This window comes from Pseudoduganella sp. S-14, assembly GCF_049913285.1.
GTDB lineage: Bacteria > Pseudomonadota > Gammaproteobacteria > Burkholderiales > Burkholderiaceae_D > Rugamonas.
In genome coordinates this window covers 1,650,755-1,664,230 of the sequence record NZ_CP183991.1, presented here as the reverse complement: position 1 = coordinate 1,664,230, position 13,476 = coordinate 1,650,755, and the positions used below count along the sequence as shown (strand labels likewise).

Genomic DNA, 13,476 nt, shown 5'->3' with positions numbered 1-13,476 from the left:
TCCATCCTCACTTCATCTGTGGGAAAGCAAACTGCGCGCCAGCACTTGCGGTATTTGGCCAGCGCTCCATCACGGCCTTGTGGCGGGTGTAGAAACGCACGCCCTCCGGACCATAGGCGTGGTGGTCGCCAAACAGGCTGCGCTTCCACCCGCCGAAACTGTTGAAGGCCATCGGCACCGGCAGCGGCACGTTGACGCCCACCATGCCGACCTGGATCTGGCGCACGAATTCGCGCGCCACCCCGCCGTCGCGCGTGAAGACCGCGACACCATTGCCGTATTCATTCTTGTTGATCAGCTCTACCGCCGACGCCACGTCAGGCAGGCGCACCATGCACAGCACAGGGCCGAAAATCTCTTCCTTGTAGATAGTCATGTCGGGCGTGACGTGATCGAACAGCGTGCCGCCGATGAAGAAGCCGTTCGGGCGGTCGGCAACCTGGTAATTGCGGCCGTCGACCAACAGGGTTGCACCCTGCTCCACGCCCTCGCCAATCAGGCGCTCGATGCGCTGCTTGGCGGCCGAAGTGACTACCGGCCCCATTTCGGCATCGGATGCCATGCCATCGCGCACTTTCAGTGCAGCGGTGCGCTCTTTCAGTGCACCCAGCAGCTTGTCTGCGGCATCGCCCACCGCTGCAACCACGGAAATGGCCATGCAGCGCTCGCCCGCCGAGCCGAAGGCGGCGCCCATCAGCGCATCGACTGCCATGTCCATGTCGGCGTCCGGCATCACCACCATATGGTTCTTGGCCCCGCCCAGCGCCTGCACACGCTTGCCGTGCTGCGAACCGCGCGAGTAGATATATTCCGCAATCGGCGTCGAGCCCACGAAGCTCACCGCCTGGATCGCCGGGTGATCGAGCAGCGCGTCGACCGCCACCTTATCGCCCTGCACCACGTTGAACACGCCGTCCGGCAGGCCGGCTTCTTTCAACAGGCGCGCATGCAGCAGCGATGGCGACGGGTCGCGCTCGGAAGGCTTGAGGATGAAGGTGTTGCCGCAGGCAATAGCGATCGGGAACATCCACATTGGCACCATCACCGGGAAGTTGAACGGCGTGATGCCGGCCACCACCCCAAGCGGCATGCGCATCGACCATGCATCGATGCCGCGCGCAATCTGGTCCGTGTACTCGCCCTTCATCATCTGCGGGATGCCGACAGCGAATTCCACCATCTCGATACCACGCGCCACTTCCCCTTTGGCGTCCGCGAAGGTCTTGCCGTGTTCGCGGGTCAGCATGGCGGCGAATTCCTCGGTGTGCTGGTGGCACAGTTCGAGGTACTTGAACAGCACCCGTGCACGCGTCAGCGGCGGCGTGTTGGACCAGGCCGGGAAAGCCGTTTCCGCGGCGCGCACGGCGGCATCGACTTCCTCCGCCGTACCGAGCGCCACGCGCGCCACCGGTTCACCCAATGCGGGGTTGAATACGTCGCCATAACGCCCGCTGGCCGTATCGACCTTGGCGCCGTTGATAAAGTGGGTAATGGTATCGAGATTGCTCATTTCAAGCCCTGAGGATTAGGCCAGCAGCGATTCCGCCGGCACGTAGGTATAGCCAAGGTCGTGCGCCACCGCTTCATAAGTGACATGGCCCTGGCAGACATTGAGTCCGTTGCGCAGGTGCGGGTTGGCCTTCATGGCCTTGGCCCAGCCCTTGTCGGCCAGCGCAACGGCATGGCCGATGGTGGCGTTGTTCAGCGCAAAGGTGGAGGTACGGGCAACTGCACCCGGCATATTGGCGACGCAGTAGTGCACCACGCCGTCGACCACGAAGGTAGGGTTCTCGTGCGTGGTGGCATGCGAGGTTTCAAAGCAGCCGCCCTGGTCGATCGCCACGTCGACCACCACCGAGCCTTGCTTCATGCGCGACACCATATTGCGCGTGACCAGCTTCGGCGCCGCGGCGCCGGGCACCAGCACGCCGCCGATCACCAGGTCGGCATCGGTTACCGCGTCGTCGATGGTGTGGGCATTGGAGAACATGGTCTGGATGCGGTTGCCAAACACCAGGTCAAGCTGGCGAAGGCGGTCGACATTCTTGTCCAGCACCGTCACGCGGGCGCCCATGCCGACAGCGATCTGCAACGCATTGGTGCCGACCACGCCGGCGCCGATAATTGCCACATTGCCGGGGGCTACGCCCGGCACGCCGCCCAGCAACAGGCCCATGCCGCCTTTGGATTTTTCAAGATGGGCAGCGCCAGCCTGGATCGACATGCGCCCTGCCACTTCGCTCATCGGCGCCAGCAGCGGCAAGCCGCCGTTTGGACCGGTGATGGTTTCATACGCAATGCAGACCGCGCCGGATTTCACCAGCGCCCTGGTCTGCTCCGGGTCGGGAGCCAGGTGCAGGTAGGTGTAAAGAATCTGGTTCTCGCGCAGCATCGCGCATTCCTGTGGCTGCGGTTCCTTCACTTTGACGATCATTTCGGCCTTGGCGAAGATTTCCTCCGCGGTCGGGATGATCGTGGCGCCGGAGCCCACATACATTTCGTCGGTCAGACCGATTGCAGCGCCCGCGTTGTGTTGCACCAGGACCTGGTGCCCGCGGAGTGTCAGTTCCTTTACGCTGGCCGGGGTAAGGCCAACGCGCGATTCCTGATTCTTGATTTCCTTCGGTACGCCTACCAACATGGTTCGTCTCCTCTAGTCTAGGTCCTTCAACACCTTTCCGAGCTTCCCAAACAATTCGTCGATGTGCTTCTTCTCAAAGGTGAGTGGCGGCGACAACGCGATGATGTCGCCGGTGGTACGGATCAACAGCCCATCCGCGAAAGCTTTCTTGAACGCGGCATATGCGCGCGTTCCGGGCGCACCGTCGCGCGGTGCCAGCTCGATGCCGGCTACCAGGCCGATGGTGCGGATGTCGATCACATGCGGCAGGCCTTTCAGCGAATGCACGGCATCTTCCCAGTACGGCTGGATCTCCTTGGCGTGGTCCAGCAGCTTCTGTTCCCTGAACACCTCCAGCGTGGCCAGCGAGGCTGCGCAGGCGACCGGGTGGCCGGTGTAGGTGTAACCGTGGAACAACTCAATGCCGGCCGGCGCATCCATGAAAGCGTCGTGGATGAACTTCTTGGTGAACACCGCGCCCATCGGGATAGTGCCGTTGGTCAGTCCTTTGGCGGTGGTCATCATGTCCGGTTCGACATCGAAGTAGTCGGTGGCGAACGGCGTCGTCAGGCGACCAAAGCCGGTGATCACTTCATCGAAGATCAGCAGGATGCCGTGCTTGGTGCACAGTTCACGCAGGCGTTTCAGGTAACCTTTCGGCGGCACCAGCACGCCGGTGGAGCCGGCCACCGGTTCCACGATCACGGCTGCGATGGTGGACGCGTCGTGCAAGGCGACAATGCGCTCCAGTTCATCGGCCAGGTGGGCGCCGTATTCCGGCTCGCCGCGCGTGAAGGCGTTCTTCTCCAGGTTGTGGGTGTGCGGCAGGTGGTCGACTCCCGGCAGCAGCGTGCCGTAGGGTTTGCGGTTGCCGGCGATGCCGCCGACCGAGATGCCGCCGAAGCCCACGCCGTGATACGCGCGTTCACGGCCAATCAGGCGCGTGCGGGACGCCTCGCCGCGCGCCTTGTGGTAGGCCAGCGCGATCTTCAGTGCGGTGTCCACCGCTTCGGAGCCGGAGTTGGTGTAGAAAACGTGGCCGAAGCGATGGTTGGTGTACTCCATCAGCTTGTCGGCCAGTTCGAAGGCCGCCGGGTGCCCCATCTGGAAGGTGGGCGCGAAGTCGAGCTGGCCGACCATTTCGCTGACCGCCGCCACGATCCTTGGCTGCCGGTGGCCGCACGGAACGCACCACAAGCCGGCGGTGCCGTCCAGCACCTGGTTGCCGTCGACGTCCTTATAGTAGACGCCTTCGGCCGACACCAGCAGGCGCGGATTGGCCTTGAAGTCGCGGTTGTTCGTGAACGGCATCCAGAAAGATGCCAGTGACTGCGGCCGGGCTTCATTCATTGCTATCTCCCATTTTTACGACGCTCAAAAAACTTTACCAGTTGGCAAAATCATGATGCAATAATAGACAGCAAGTTAACTATGGCACATATACACACACGCGGAAACGTTCCAACCGTACAGGTAGCAAAAACAGTACAGTTTTAGAGGCCCGAATGGACGACAGCAGCACCCCAAACTCCGCATGGCCCGTGCTTTCCATCGAGCGCGCGAAGAAGGGCAGCCTGGTTGAAAAGATCGTGGACGCCATCAGCGCCATGGTGGCAAGCCGCGAGTTGCGCGTTGGCACAAAGATGCCTTCAGTCAGGCAATTCGCGAAGTGTAATGGCATCAGCACCTTTACAGTTGTCGAGGCCTACGACCGCCTGGTCACGCTCGGACTGTTGTCATCGCGCCGCGGTTCCGGCTATTTTGTTGCTCGCCACGACGTCCCCGCCCTGCTGCCGCCAGCGGCCATGTTCGCCACGCCGGCCGCCGTCGACGCGCTGACACCTGAACTGTATTCCGGCGCTTCCGAAGCGCTGCCGGTCGGCGCCGGCTGGCTGCCGCCCGAATGGTATGGCGAAGACACCATCCTCGACGCCGTGCGGCACGCCATGCGCATCCCCGCCAACCGCTTGCGCGGCTATGGCCACCCGCTCGGCTTCCCCGGCCTGCGCCAGTACATGGCGTCAACTCTAAGCGACGAACTGTTTGCCGTGGAAGCCGAACAGATCCTGCTCACGCATGGCGCTACCCATGCCTTCGACCTGATCCTGCGCACGCTGACCAAGCCGGGCGACACCGTCTTCGTGGAAGACCCGGTGTACAGCAACCTGCTGTCGCTGATCCGCCACCACGGCTGCCATGCCATCGGCATTCCGCGCCACGAGCATGGCCTCGACATGGATTTTCTTGCAGCGCAGGCGCGCGAGAGCCAGCCCAAGCTCATGTTCGTCAACACCGTGCTGCAAAATCCGCTCGGCACCAGCCTGACGCAAGCGCAGGCGCATCGCCTGCTGGGCTTTGCCGAGCAATTCGACTTCTGGCTGGTGGAAGACGACATCTACCGCGAGCTCACCGCGCGCGGCGAAGCCTCGCTGGCCGCGATGGACGGCTTGCGGCGCGTGATCCGCGTCGGCAGCTTCTCCAAGACGCTGTCGCCTGTGCTGCGCGTCGGCTCGATTTGCGCCTCTGCCTCGCTGCTGCCGGAGCTGGTGCGCGTAAAGATGCTGGCCGGCCTCACCACATCGGAAGTGAACGAACGCGCCGCGTACCACGCCATCACTGCGCGCCCTTACAAGCGCATGGTGGAAAAACTGGTGGCACAACTGGCCGAGGGCCGCGAACGCACCATCGAACTGCTGGCCCTGGCCGGCATGGCGCCAATCGCCAGGCCGCGCGGCGGCATGTTCGTCAGCGCCGGCTGGCAACAGGCGCCGTCGCCTGAGTGCAACGGCAAGCTGCTTGCCGACCAGGCGCTGAAGTCCGGCATCCTGCTCGCACCGGGAGAGTTTTTCCAGTTGCGGCAACCGGCATCGATCTGGTTCCGCTTCAACGTCGCTTATTCGGACAGCCCACAACTGCGGAACTTCCTGCAGTCCATGAGGAGGGAATATGGCATCAGCTAAACTGCGCCGCATCATCAACCGCGACCGGCTGGAAGCGGACATCGCCACGGAGGCGGTGCGCGTATTTGCCGAATGCGGCTACGAAGGCGCCTCGGTCGCCACCATCGCGGAAAACGTCGGCCTGTCGAAGCAGAACCTGATGTACTACTTCCCTACCAAACAGGCGCTCTACCAGCGCGTACTGGACGACGTCCTCGACGAATGGCTGGCGCGCATGGCCAATATCGCAGAGCCCGACGGGGAGCCGGCCGAAGTACTGCGTGCCTACATCAAAGCCAAGCTGGATTTCTCGCGCGAGCATCCGTGGGGATCGCGCCTGTACGCGATGGAAGTGATCAGCGGCGCGGCCCTGTATGGCGAGCAGATTCGCGAACGCGTGGTGCCGCTGGTGCGCAAGGATATCGAGGTGTTCGAGCGCTGGATCGCAGAGGGCCGCATCGCCCCCGTCAACGCCACCCACCTGTTATTCGCCATCTGGGCCATGACCCAGTCCTACGCCGACTTCGCTGCGCAAATGCAGCTGGTGCTTGGCGCCGGACAATTGACCGGCGCCGATTTCGCCGACGCAGAAGAAACCATCACCAGGCTGGTGATCGCCTCGCTGACGCCGACCAAGGCTTGAAGCTAGCGGCGGTCGCCGTGTCCTTCGGCCCAGATCACGAAGGTGAAGACCCTGTGGCCTCCGCCCAGTTCGCGCTCGAACACCTGCGTGCGTCCGCCATTGGTGGTGCGTTTCAGCTTGCCCCACTCCTCCGCCGCATTGCCGGCGGCTTCGCCAGGCGGCGTGCTGAACACTGTTCCCGCCGCATCGAGGTGGGCGTAGATGGTTTTCAGCATGTCGTAGTCGTGGGTGTTGGGATGCTCATTGTCTGGTGGGCCCAGCGGGTTGCTGGTGTAATCCATGCAGGTGCCCAGGTTCGGATTGTCGAAGGCCTCGTCCTGGTGGTCCAGCCCCAGGGTATGCCCCACCTCCTGGCACATGACAAGGTTGCGCCATTCGGGCTTGTTGTAGGAAGCCATGGCGTAGTAGGTGTCGTTCATCTTCACCGTGCCCTGGGTGATGTGCGTGCCGCTGGCCCACACTTGCGCTATGCCCAGCCAGCCGTTGCGCCCATAGCTGTAATTGCATACTTCTACCCGGCCAAGGGTCGGCGAGCATTTGCGCGCATTGGTCACGCTGCCCGCGACCGCCTGCAAATCAACAACAGTCGACTTGGTCCAGTCGCCAATCATCGAATTGAAGGATGACTGCCATACGCTGCTGACGTTATTGCCTATTTTGAGGGTAAAGGGGTTCGACGTTCGCCCCCAGTGATAGCCGCCCCACGAGTGATCGGCCAATGCGGCAGGCGGGATCACCACTGCCGCAAGGATGGACGTACTGCAAAGGAACCGCAAAGTTCGTTTATGCATGAAGCCCTCCAAATGTTCAGGAATGTCGAAAGACCGTGCGGATCACGCGACGGTCTGTCGATGTTAGGCGTGCACAATTGAAATGTCGACGTCGACGCGCCTACTGTCGCCGTTCGACCACTGAATCTTGTTCCCGCGCAACCGCCAGCAACTCTGAAATGGCCTTGCCATCTTCCGGATACAGTGCGCCGCCAAAACGCAGCAAAGTGTCGATCTTCGCGCCATCCGGCAACAGCACCGGCTCCGCACCCGCAGCATGCTTGAAGCGCAGCACCTGGCTCTGGACGATGGTGCGCCGCGCCGCCACGCTCAGGATCACGCCGAATTCATCGACTCCCAGTCGTGCCAGCACATCTCCCTCACGGCATTCCTTGCCGAGGCGTCGAGATATTTCCACCATCACGTCGCGATGCTGCGGACGCACGCGAACCACCATCACGCCCACGTGGCCGCTGCGCGCAATCGCATCATCGACGCGCACGCGCAGCTGTTCGTAGAAGGAAGACCGATTGGGCAATCCCGTTGCAGGATCCTGCGTCACCTTGCGCTGCAGTACCTGCGCACCTTCCTGCGAAGCGTGGAACATCAATGCCGCAGTCATGTCGGCAATCGCCTGCCCAATCGGCACTTCGTCTTCATCGAACGGGCGCGGTTCACGCCACACCAGTTTCAGCACGCCGCCAGCCTGGTCGCCAAACAACAGGGGCAGGATTGCCATCGAGCGCAGGCCCACGCGACGACACGCTTCGCGGTTCACACGGTCGTCGATTTCGGAGTCGGTGCAAGTGGCGGCCTGGCGCGAGGTCAGCACAAGTCCCGACAGGCTGCCTTTGATCTGCATGCGCAAGCCGAGCTGGGCTTCTGCCAGTCCATGTGCCGCTCGGTACACCACCTCGCTGCCGTCCACCAGTTCGATCACGGCGCCGTCTGCGCCGGTCAGCCGCATGGCTTTCGACGCAGCCAGGTCCATCACCGCGCCAAAAGCCGGTCCAAGTCGCGCAAGTTCAAGCTGGGCATCAACGATGGCAACCAGCTTTGATGGGGGAAGATCCAGCCGGTCGCTCATGGCTTACTCCTGTACTGGTGTGATCTGTACACTGGCTACGCGCCACTTGCCGTCCTTGCGCACGTAGACGTCAATATAGCGGTAATGGCTGCCGAATGGCTTGCCGTCATAGCTGCCGGTCATTCGCGTACGGCCGCTCACCAGCGCCACGTCGCCGTAGAAGCGGATATCCATGTCTTCCACGTCGTAGGGGTTGATCACCAGTTTAGACGACATGATCGCGTCGAGGAAGGCGGCCTTGCCGGCCACGTCGCCGCGCGCACTGATCTGGCGGAAGTCTTCCGCCATGTTGTCAGAAATGGCGGCGCGATCCTTGTGGATGATGGCTTTGTCCCAAGCGTCGGCCTGCCGTACCAGTTGTTCCGTGAGCGATGCGGCGAAAGCATTAGTTGTGGCAAAAACCAAGCTGGCTCCGAGGGTTGCAATATGTGTTTTCATATGACGCAAATTCCTATTTATTGCCCGCCACGCAGAACAAAAAACCGCGCCCTCAGATCGGCAACTGGACCCTGAATTGCCGGGGGTATTCGGCCGGATACGGGGCAGCGCTGCGAATCGCGGCTTCTACAAAGGCCGCATCAGGATTTGCGCCGGAGCTGTCAAAGCGCTCCATGTATTCGACCATTCCGGCGTCGTTGATGGTTACCTTGAATTCGACCGGCGTTGTGATCTCGATACGGGTGAACTGCCGGGTTATATGCTGCGTTTCCATGACGCTCAATATGGGAACATTTCGTGGATGAAGCCCAAACAGATCGAGTGTCATGTCAAGCATGGCCAAACAAAACAACAGCGCCATGAATCCGCAGACATAGTACATGGCCCGTTCCATCGGGTGGATTGTCTTTACCTCCGGACGCGTTTCCACTTCCGCCTGCACTTGCGCCAGGATTGCCGACAGGCGTACGCGCCATTGTGTCACCATGCCTGGAACGCTGGTCACGGCCACGAGGTCAGGAAAGGTCCGCACCACATGATCCGCCGCCGTGATGTCGCGCGCCAGCTGGGCCGGTTCCGGATCACCGGGCTCGCGCAACGCAGCGATGACACGTTGATAGACTTGGCGCTGCGGTTCCGGCTGCTCGTGCAAGAAGCGCATGTCATGGATTGCACCCTCCAGCAAGGGAAACCGCTCGATATATGTGGGCAGATTCCTGGCATCCCAGCGGAACTCATACCACACCGCTGAAAACAGGGCCTCATTTCCCGGCTGCCAGACTTCATTCAATATGCTGGCGATGCCGGCCTCAAAGGCTTCGGCGTCACCAAGGTTGAGAGGCCGAAGTTCCTGCAATAAAACCTGCAAAGACTGATGCAGCGCATCCCCGCCAGACCGAAGTTCAGCCAGCACGCCTCGGACTCGCTGCGTCAATGCCGGGACATCCACCCTCTGTGCTTGAGCAACCGCCGTCAGCGTTGTCGGCGTGTCACGGGGCGTCGCAACGGACGGCGTTGAATGCAAGGCCGCAGCCCCCCTCTCGAGTTCGCGAAGTGCGCCTTCATACGTCTCGCGCAAGCACTGGAACGCTCCCCCGTCCGCTTGTTGGTCGATCAATTTCAGCTGCCGCGCATAAGCACTGCGGATAGCGCGCGCATCGGCATTTGCATCAAGGCCGAGCCGTTCAAGAAAATCAGACATACACTTCCAGCCTTGACTGGTATTCCCTGGGCAGCATCAGATATGCTGGTCGATCAGAATAGGATTGCCATCCGGGTCGAAGGCGATGATGTAAGCCGGGCCGGCGCTTGATTCGTCGGCCCGCACGGCCAGCACCACGCCGTTTTCTTCAAGCTGGCGTTGCAACTGGCGCACGTCGGTGTAGCCCGGCACGAGCTGGGCATTGCTGTCCCAGCCGGGGTTGAAGGTCAGCGTATTTTTCTCGATCATGCCCTGGAACAGGCCGATGACCTGTTCACCGTTTTTCATGATCAGCCAGTTCTGCTCGATGTTGCCGCCAAAGTCCCGGAAGCCGAACTTCGCGTAGAATTCGCGCGAGGCACGGATGTCCTTGACGTTCAGGCTAAGGGAAAATACGCCGAGTTGCATGCCGATTTCCTCCGCTCGCTTGGACCATGCCAATCTAACATCGGCTCACATTGCCAGCAAGGCCTCCGGCACTTTAGCGCCCGCGTTCTGGGCTGCCTGCGCCACAGCGCGGATTTCCTTTTTCAGGCTGGCCGTGCTGGAAGACAGGCTGCGCAGCATGAAGAAGGTCGGCGTATCGGTCTTGCTCACCTGGCGCATGGTATTCATCGCGGCTTTTGCTTCCGGCAGGTCTTTCATTAACTGGTCGTACTGCGCTACCGCCTGTGCCAGCGAAGCCAGGCCCTGCTCAAGCTGTGCAACCGGCGCCTGGCCGCCCGCGGCCAGTGCCTTGGTGGACGCCGTCACGCCGCGCAACTGGGTCTCCAGGGTTTCTTCAACCGCACGGCGCGTCATCGATTCGGTCAACTGGCCAGCACGTTCGCCCATTGCTGCAGCTTCCTGCGACTGGCCGAGGGCTGCCAGTAGTTGCTGGTTGCCGGTCAGGGTCATCCGGCTAGCATCAATAAAGCGCACCATCATTTCCCTGGTTGGGTCATTGGCGCGCTCCATGCCGTTGAAAGCTGCACCGCCATTCCCGTTCGACATTTGGGCTTGCGCCAGGGGGGCGGCCAGGAATAAAACAATGGCACCGGCTAACAAAATACGCATGAACTACTCCATTAGTGAAAGGTGATAACAAAAAGCTAAAATCAATTCTACTGTTCCCCCTTGTTAAAATGCAAAAATTTCCTAGAGTTAGCATTCATGCCCGCATTCGCCCCATTCACCCTGAGCGCGCAGCGCCTGCAACTGCGCTCCCTGACCGCTGCCGACACGCCGGCGCTTTACCGCATGTATTCCGATCCCGACGCCATGCGCTACTGGAGTAGCGCACCCTGGGACAGCACGCAGCAAGCCGAAGCCTATTTCGCCGCCGCGCAAGCGGGCTACGAAAGCGGCGACCTGCTGCGCATGGGCGTGGAGGTCAACGGCGACCTGGCCGGCATCATCAACCTTTACAGCTTCCACCGCCAGAACCGTCGCTGCGACATCGGCTACATGCTGGACCGCGCGTTCTGGGGCAAGGGCTATATGCAGGAAGCCATGGCCACCTTGATCGACTACGCCTTCCAGGTGCTGAGCCTGCACCGCATCGAAGCCGACATCGACCCGCGCAACACGGCCTCCGCCAAGCTGCTGAAGAGCTTGCATTTCGTGCATGAGGGCCGTATGCGCGAACGCTGGATCATCAATGGCGAGATCTGCGACACGGACTTTTTCGGCCTGCTGCGTTCCGATTGGCTGGCGGCACGCTAGCCGTTTATCGCGCCCCAGAGCAAATCATCCGCCCCGCAGCGCAGTCTGTCGGATGCCACTCCACTGTTGCCAGGCGCAGCGGTACAGTTGCATCATCGAAACGCAAGGAGGAAATGATGAAAACGATTAACAAAAGCGCCAAGGAAACCGTGAAAGAAGTGTGGCAAGCCTTTGTCGGCATCGGCCGCCACTTCGTCCGCACGCTGGACCACATGTCCTGGCCTGCCATCGTCGGCATGTGCATCGTGATCGCGTTGTTCCTGACCATCCTGCCGCTGGCCATCACCCTGTTCATCGGCGTGCTGATCGCCAAGCTGGCCATCAATGCCTTCGGCAACAAGAAGCAGCATGGGTAATCGCGCACGCAGCGTGCTCTCCTTTGTTGGCGAGATTGGCGAGACCGCCAGCGCCATCTGGTGGAGCTTTTTCGACTGGCTGGCACAGGTGCCCTTGCGCCAGCTGGTCGTCACCTGGGTCCTGGCTTTCCTGCTGGCGTGCACGCCGGTCATTCAGCCAGAGCAGGCTGCGTTCTTCGTATTCTTGTCGGCCGGCCTGAAGATCCTCGCCGGCGGCAAGCGCAAGGCGGAAATCGAAGCGCGCAAGTCCGCGGCGCAAGCCGGCACCGAAAGCCTGGAACGGCGCCTGGTCGAAGCCCAGATGTCGGCCCTGCAGGCGCAAGTCGAACCGCACTTCCTGTTCAATACCCTGGCCCTGATCGGCCAGTTGATCGAAACCGATCCGCCGGAAGCGGCCAAGATCCACACCCACCTGATCGAATACCTGCGCGCCACCCTGCCCCAGATGCGTTCACGCAGCAACGGCACGCTCGGCCGCCAGATCCAGATGGCGCGCTCCTACCTGGCCATCATGCAGGCACGCATGAAGTCGCGCCTGTCGGTCTCGATCGACGTAGCGCACGAGCTGGAAAGCGCTACCTTCCCGCCGATGATGCTGCAGATCCTGATCGAGAATTCGATCAAGCACGGCCTCGAGCCGAAAGTGGAAGGCGGCCGCATCGACATCCGCGCCAGCGTCAACGGCAGCGTGCTGCAAGTCGACGTGCAGGACGACGGTGTCGGTTTCAACGCCTACGCCGGCGATGGCGTCGGCCTGACCAATGTACGTGAACGCCTGAAGCTGATGTACGGCACCCGCGCCCAGCTGCTGATCGAGCAGCCGATGGATGGCGGCTGCCGCGCCACCATCTGTATTCCGTTTGCCCCAGATATTTTCGCAAAGCCATGAATCAGCAGCCCAAAGCCACCGCCATCATCGCAGACGATGAAGAACCAATGCGCGACATGCTGCGCAAGCGCCTGCACGAAGCCTGGCCTGAATTGGAGATCGTGGCCGAAGCGGCCAATGGCATCGAGGCGATCGCGCTGGCCGGCCAGTACCAGCCGGACATCGTCTTCCTCGACATCCGCATGCCCGGCCTGACCGGCATCGAGGCGGCGCGCATGCTGTTCAACCGTTGCCACATCGTCTTCATCACTGCGTACGACCAATATGCGATCGAGGCCTTCGAACAAGGCGCGCTGGATTACCTGCTCAAGCCAGTCAACCTGGAGCGCCTGAAAACCGCTTGCGAGCGCCTGCAGGCGCGCCTCGGCAAGACGCCCAACAATATCGAACGCCAACTGAGCCAGCTCTTGCAGCAGAGCGGCCGCAACCCGGCCGGCAGCGCGACACAACCGGAGTACCTGCACTGGATCCAGGCCCAGGTTGGCAACAGCCTGCGCATGATCTCGACCAAGGAAGTGTTGTTCTTTCGCGCCGATGAAAAATATACGCGCGTGCAAACGGCACAGGGCGAATTCCTGATTCGCAAGACCTTGAAAGAATTGGAAGATGAGCTGGACCCAAATGAATTCTGGCGCATCCACCGCTCCACCCTGGTGCGCGTCGATGCGATTACCGAGGTGACGCGTGACTTGCGCGGGCGGCAACTGGTCCGCGTGCGCAACTCCAGCGAAGAACTCGAAGTCAGCCGCGGCAACACCCATTTATTCCAGCAAATGTAAGGCGCCCGCGCTCGCTTGCCCCCTGTACGGTGCTAGTCTATATTGTCCTG

General features: G+C 61.4%; 15 protein-coding genes. 6 read left to right on the top strand and 9 right to left on the bottom strand.

Annotation, left to right across the window (positions count from 1 at the left end):
- Positions 1–7: 7 nt before the first annotated feature.
- From ACN9MZ_RS07730 to ACN9MZ_RS07720, 3 genes are read right to left on the bottom strand one after another with little or no spacing between them, the layout of a single operon-like run.
- Positions 8–1,510, bottom strand: a complete 1,503-nt coding sequence (locus ACN9MZ_RS07730; RefSeq protein ID WP_426341618.1) for a CoA-acylating methylmalonate-semialdehyde dehydrogenase — start codon at positions 1,508–1,510, stop codon at positions 8–10.
- 15 nt (positions 1,511–1,525) lie between these two features.
- Positions 1,526–2,641, bottom strand: a complete 1,116-nt coding sequence (ald, locus tag ACN9MZ_RS07725) for an alanine dehydrogenase (RefSeq protein WP_426169537.1) — start codon at positions 2,639–2,641, stop codon at positions 1,526–1,528.
- 12 nt (positions 2,642–2,653) lie between these two features.
- Positions 2,654–3,970, bottom strand: a complete 1,317-nt coding sequence (locus ACN9MZ_RS07720; RefSeq protein WP_426341617.1) for an aspartate aminotransferase family protein — start codon at positions 3,968–3,970, stop codon at positions 2,654–2,656.
- 155 nt (positions 3,971–4,125) lie between these two features.
- On the opposite strand from ACN9MZ_RS07720, the gene ACN9MZ_RS07715 reads away from it, so the two are divergent.
- Together ACN9MZ_RS07715 and ACN9MZ_RS07710 are read left to right on the top strand one after the other, a co-directional pair.
- Positions 4,126–5,580 carry a PLP-dependent aminotransferase family protein gene (locus tag ACN9MZ_RS07715; RefSeq protein ID WP_426341616.1) on the top strand — a complete coding sequence of 485 codons (1,455 nt, stop codon included), beginning with the start codon at positions 4,126–4,128 and terminating at the stop codon, positions 5,578–5,580.
- Entirely contained in the window at positions 5,567–6,202 is a 636-nt protein-coding gene (locus tag ACN9MZ_RS07710) for a TetR/AcrR family transcriptional regulator (RefSeq protein ID WP_426341615.1), read from the top strand. The genes ACN9MZ_RS07715 and ACN9MZ_RS07710 overlap by 14 nt, the downstream gene beginning before the upstream one ends.
- 2 nt (positions 6,203–6,204) lie before the next feature.
- Here the strand turns inward: ACN9MZ_RS07710 and ACN9MZ_RS07705 are convergent, their stop codons facing one another.
- From ACN9MZ_RS07705 to ACN9MZ_RS07680, 6 genes are all read right to left on the bottom strand, one after another.
- On the bottom strand, positions 6,205–6,993 hold the full coding sequence (locus tag ACN9MZ_RS07705; RefSeq protein ID WP_426341614.1) for a hypothetical protein: 789 nt from the start codon (positions 6,991–6,993) through the stop codon (positions 6,205–6,207).
- A gap of 100 nt (positions 6,994–7,093) precedes the next feature.
- Complete coding sequence (locus ACN9MZ_RS07700) at positions 7,094–8,059, bottom strand: sensor domain-containing diguanylate cyclase (RefSeq protein WP_426341613.1); 966 nt, start codon at positions 8,057–8,059, stop codon at positions 7,094–7,096.
- A 3-nt stretch (positions 8,060–8,062) separates the two neighbouring features.
- Positions 8,063–8,464: a nuclear transport factor 2 family protein gene (locus tag ACN9MZ_RS07695; protein WP_426341612.1), complete on the bottom strand. Its 402-nt coding sequence runs from the start codon at positions 8,462–8,464 to the stop codon at positions 8,063–8,065.
- 85 nt (positions 8,465–8,549) lie between these two features.
- Positions 8,550–9,698 carry a hypothetical protein gene (locus tag ACN9MZ_RS07690; RefSeq protein WP_426341611.1) on the bottom strand — a complete coding sequence of 383 codons (1,149 nt, stop codon included), beginning with the start codon at positions 9,696–9,698 and terminating at the stop codon, positions 8,550–8,552.
- Between the two features lie 36 nt (positions 9,699–9,734).
- Positions 9,735–10,106 carry a VOC family protein gene (locus ACN9MZ_RS07685; RefSeq protein ID WP_426341610.1) on the bottom strand — a complete coding sequence of 124 codons (372 nt, stop codon included), beginning with the start codon at positions 10,104–10,106 and terminating at the stop codon, positions 9,735–9,737.
- A gap of 45 nt (positions 10,107–10,151) precedes the next feature.
- Complete coding sequence (locus ACN9MZ_RS07680; RefSeq protein WP_426341609.1) at positions 10,152–10,754, bottom strand: hypothetical protein; 603 nt, start codon at positions 10,752–10,754, stop codon at positions 10,152–10,154.
- A gap of 96 nt (positions 10,755–10,850) precedes the next feature.
- On the opposite strand from ACN9MZ_RS07680, the gene ACN9MZ_RS07675 reads away from it, so the two are divergent.
- The 4 genes from ACN9MZ_RS07675 to ACN9MZ_RS07660 all read left to right on the top strand — a co-directional run bounded on the left by ACN9MZ_RS07675 (position 10,851) and on the right by ACN9MZ_RS07660 (position 13,426).
- Complete coding sequence (locus ACN9MZ_RS07675; protein WP_426341608.1) at positions 10,851–11,402, top strand: GNAT family N-acetyltransferase; 552 nt, start codon at positions 10,851–10,853, stop codon at positions 11,400–11,402.
- Positions 11,403–11,515: 113 nt separating this feature from the next.
- Positions 11,516–11,758 (top strand): hypothetical protein, encoded by a 243-nt coding sequence (locus tag ACN9MZ_RS07670; RefSeq protein WP_426341607.1) that lies wholly within the window; start codon positions 11,516–11,518, stop codon positions 11,756–11,758.
- Positions 11,751–12,647 (top strand): sensor histidine kinase, encoded by an 897-nt coding sequence (locus tag ACN9MZ_RS07665; protein WP_426341606.1) that lies wholly within the window; start codon positions 11,751–11,753, stop codon positions 12,645–12,647. The genes ACN9MZ_RS07670 and ACN9MZ_RS07665 overlap by 8 nt, the downstream gene beginning before the upstream one ends.
- A complete protein-coding gene (locus ACN9MZ_RS07660) occupies positions 12,644–13,426 on the top strand; it encodes a LytR/AlgR family response regulator transcription factor (protein ID WP_426341605.1) in 783 nt (260 codons plus the stop codon). Before ACN9MZ_RS07665 ends, ACN9MZ_RS07660 begins: the two co-directional genes overlap by 4 nt.
- Positions 13,427–13,476: the final 50 nt, after the last annotated feature.

What these genes read in the sequence shown, in the direction of transcription:
- ACN9MZ_RS07715 (WP_426341616.1), top strand. Translation starts at nt 4,126, where the DNA reads ATGGACGACAGCAGCACCCCAAACTCCGCATGGCCCGTGCTTTCCATC.
- ACN9MZ_RS07680 (WP_426341609.1), bottom strand. Translation starts at nt 10,754, where the DNA reads ATGCGTATTTTGTTAGCCGGTGCCATTGTTTTATTCCTGGCCGCCCCC.
- ACN9MZ_RS07700 (WP_426341613.1), bottom strand. Translation starts at nt 8,059, where the DNA reads ATGAGCGACCGGCTGGATCTTCCCCCATCAAAGCTGGTTGCCATCGTT.
- ACN9MZ_RS07720 (WP_426341617.1), bottom strand. Translation starts at nt 3,970, where the DNA reads ATGAATGAAGCCCGGCCGCAGTCACTGGCATCTTTCTGGATGCCGTTC.
- ACN9MZ_RS07690 (WP_426341611.1), bottom strand. Translation starts at nt 9,698, where the DNA reads ATGTCTGATTTTCTTGAACGGCTCGGCCTTGATGCAAATGCCGATGCG.
- ACN9MZ_RS07660 (WP_426341605.1), top strand. Translation starts at nt 12,644, where the DNA reads ATGAATCAGCAGCCCAAAGCCACCGCCATCATCGCAGACGATGAAGAA.
- ACN9MZ_RS07675 (WP_426341608.1), top strand. Translation starts at nt 10,851, where the DNA reads ATGCCCGCATTCGCCCCATTCACCCTGAGCGCGCAGCGCCTGCAACTG.
- ACN9MZ_RS07705 (WP_426341614.1), bottom strand. Translation starts at nt 6,993, where the DNA reads ATGCATAAACGAACTTTGCGGTTCCTTTGCAGTACGTCCATCCTTGCG.
- ACN9MZ_RS07710 (WP_426341615.1), top strand. Translation starts at nt 5,567, where the DNA reads ATGGCATCAGCTAAACTGCGCCGCATCATCAACCGCGACCGGCTGGAA.
- ACN9MZ_RS07670 (WP_426341607.1), top strand. Translation starts at nt 11,516, where the DNA reads ATGATGAAAACGATTAACAAAAGCGCCAAGGAAACCGTGAAAGAAGTG.
- ACN9MZ_RS07685 (WP_426341610.1), bottom strand. Translation starts at nt 10,106, where the DNA reads ATGCAACTCGGCGTATTTTCCCTTAGCCTGAACGTCAAGGACATCCGT.
- ACN9MZ_RS07730 (WP_426341618.1), bottom strand. Translation starts at nt 1,510, where the DNA reads ATGAGCAATCTCGATACCATTACCCACTTTATCAACGGCGCCAAGGTC.
- ald (WP_426169537.1), bottom strand. Translation starts at nt 2,641, where the DNA reads ATGTTGGTAGGCGTACCGAAGGAAATCAAGAATCAGGAATCGCGCGTT.
- ACN9MZ_RS07665 (WP_426341606.1), top strand. Translation starts at nt 11,751, where the DNA reads ATGGGTAATCGCGCACGCAGCGTGCTCTCCTTTGTTGGCGAGATTGGC.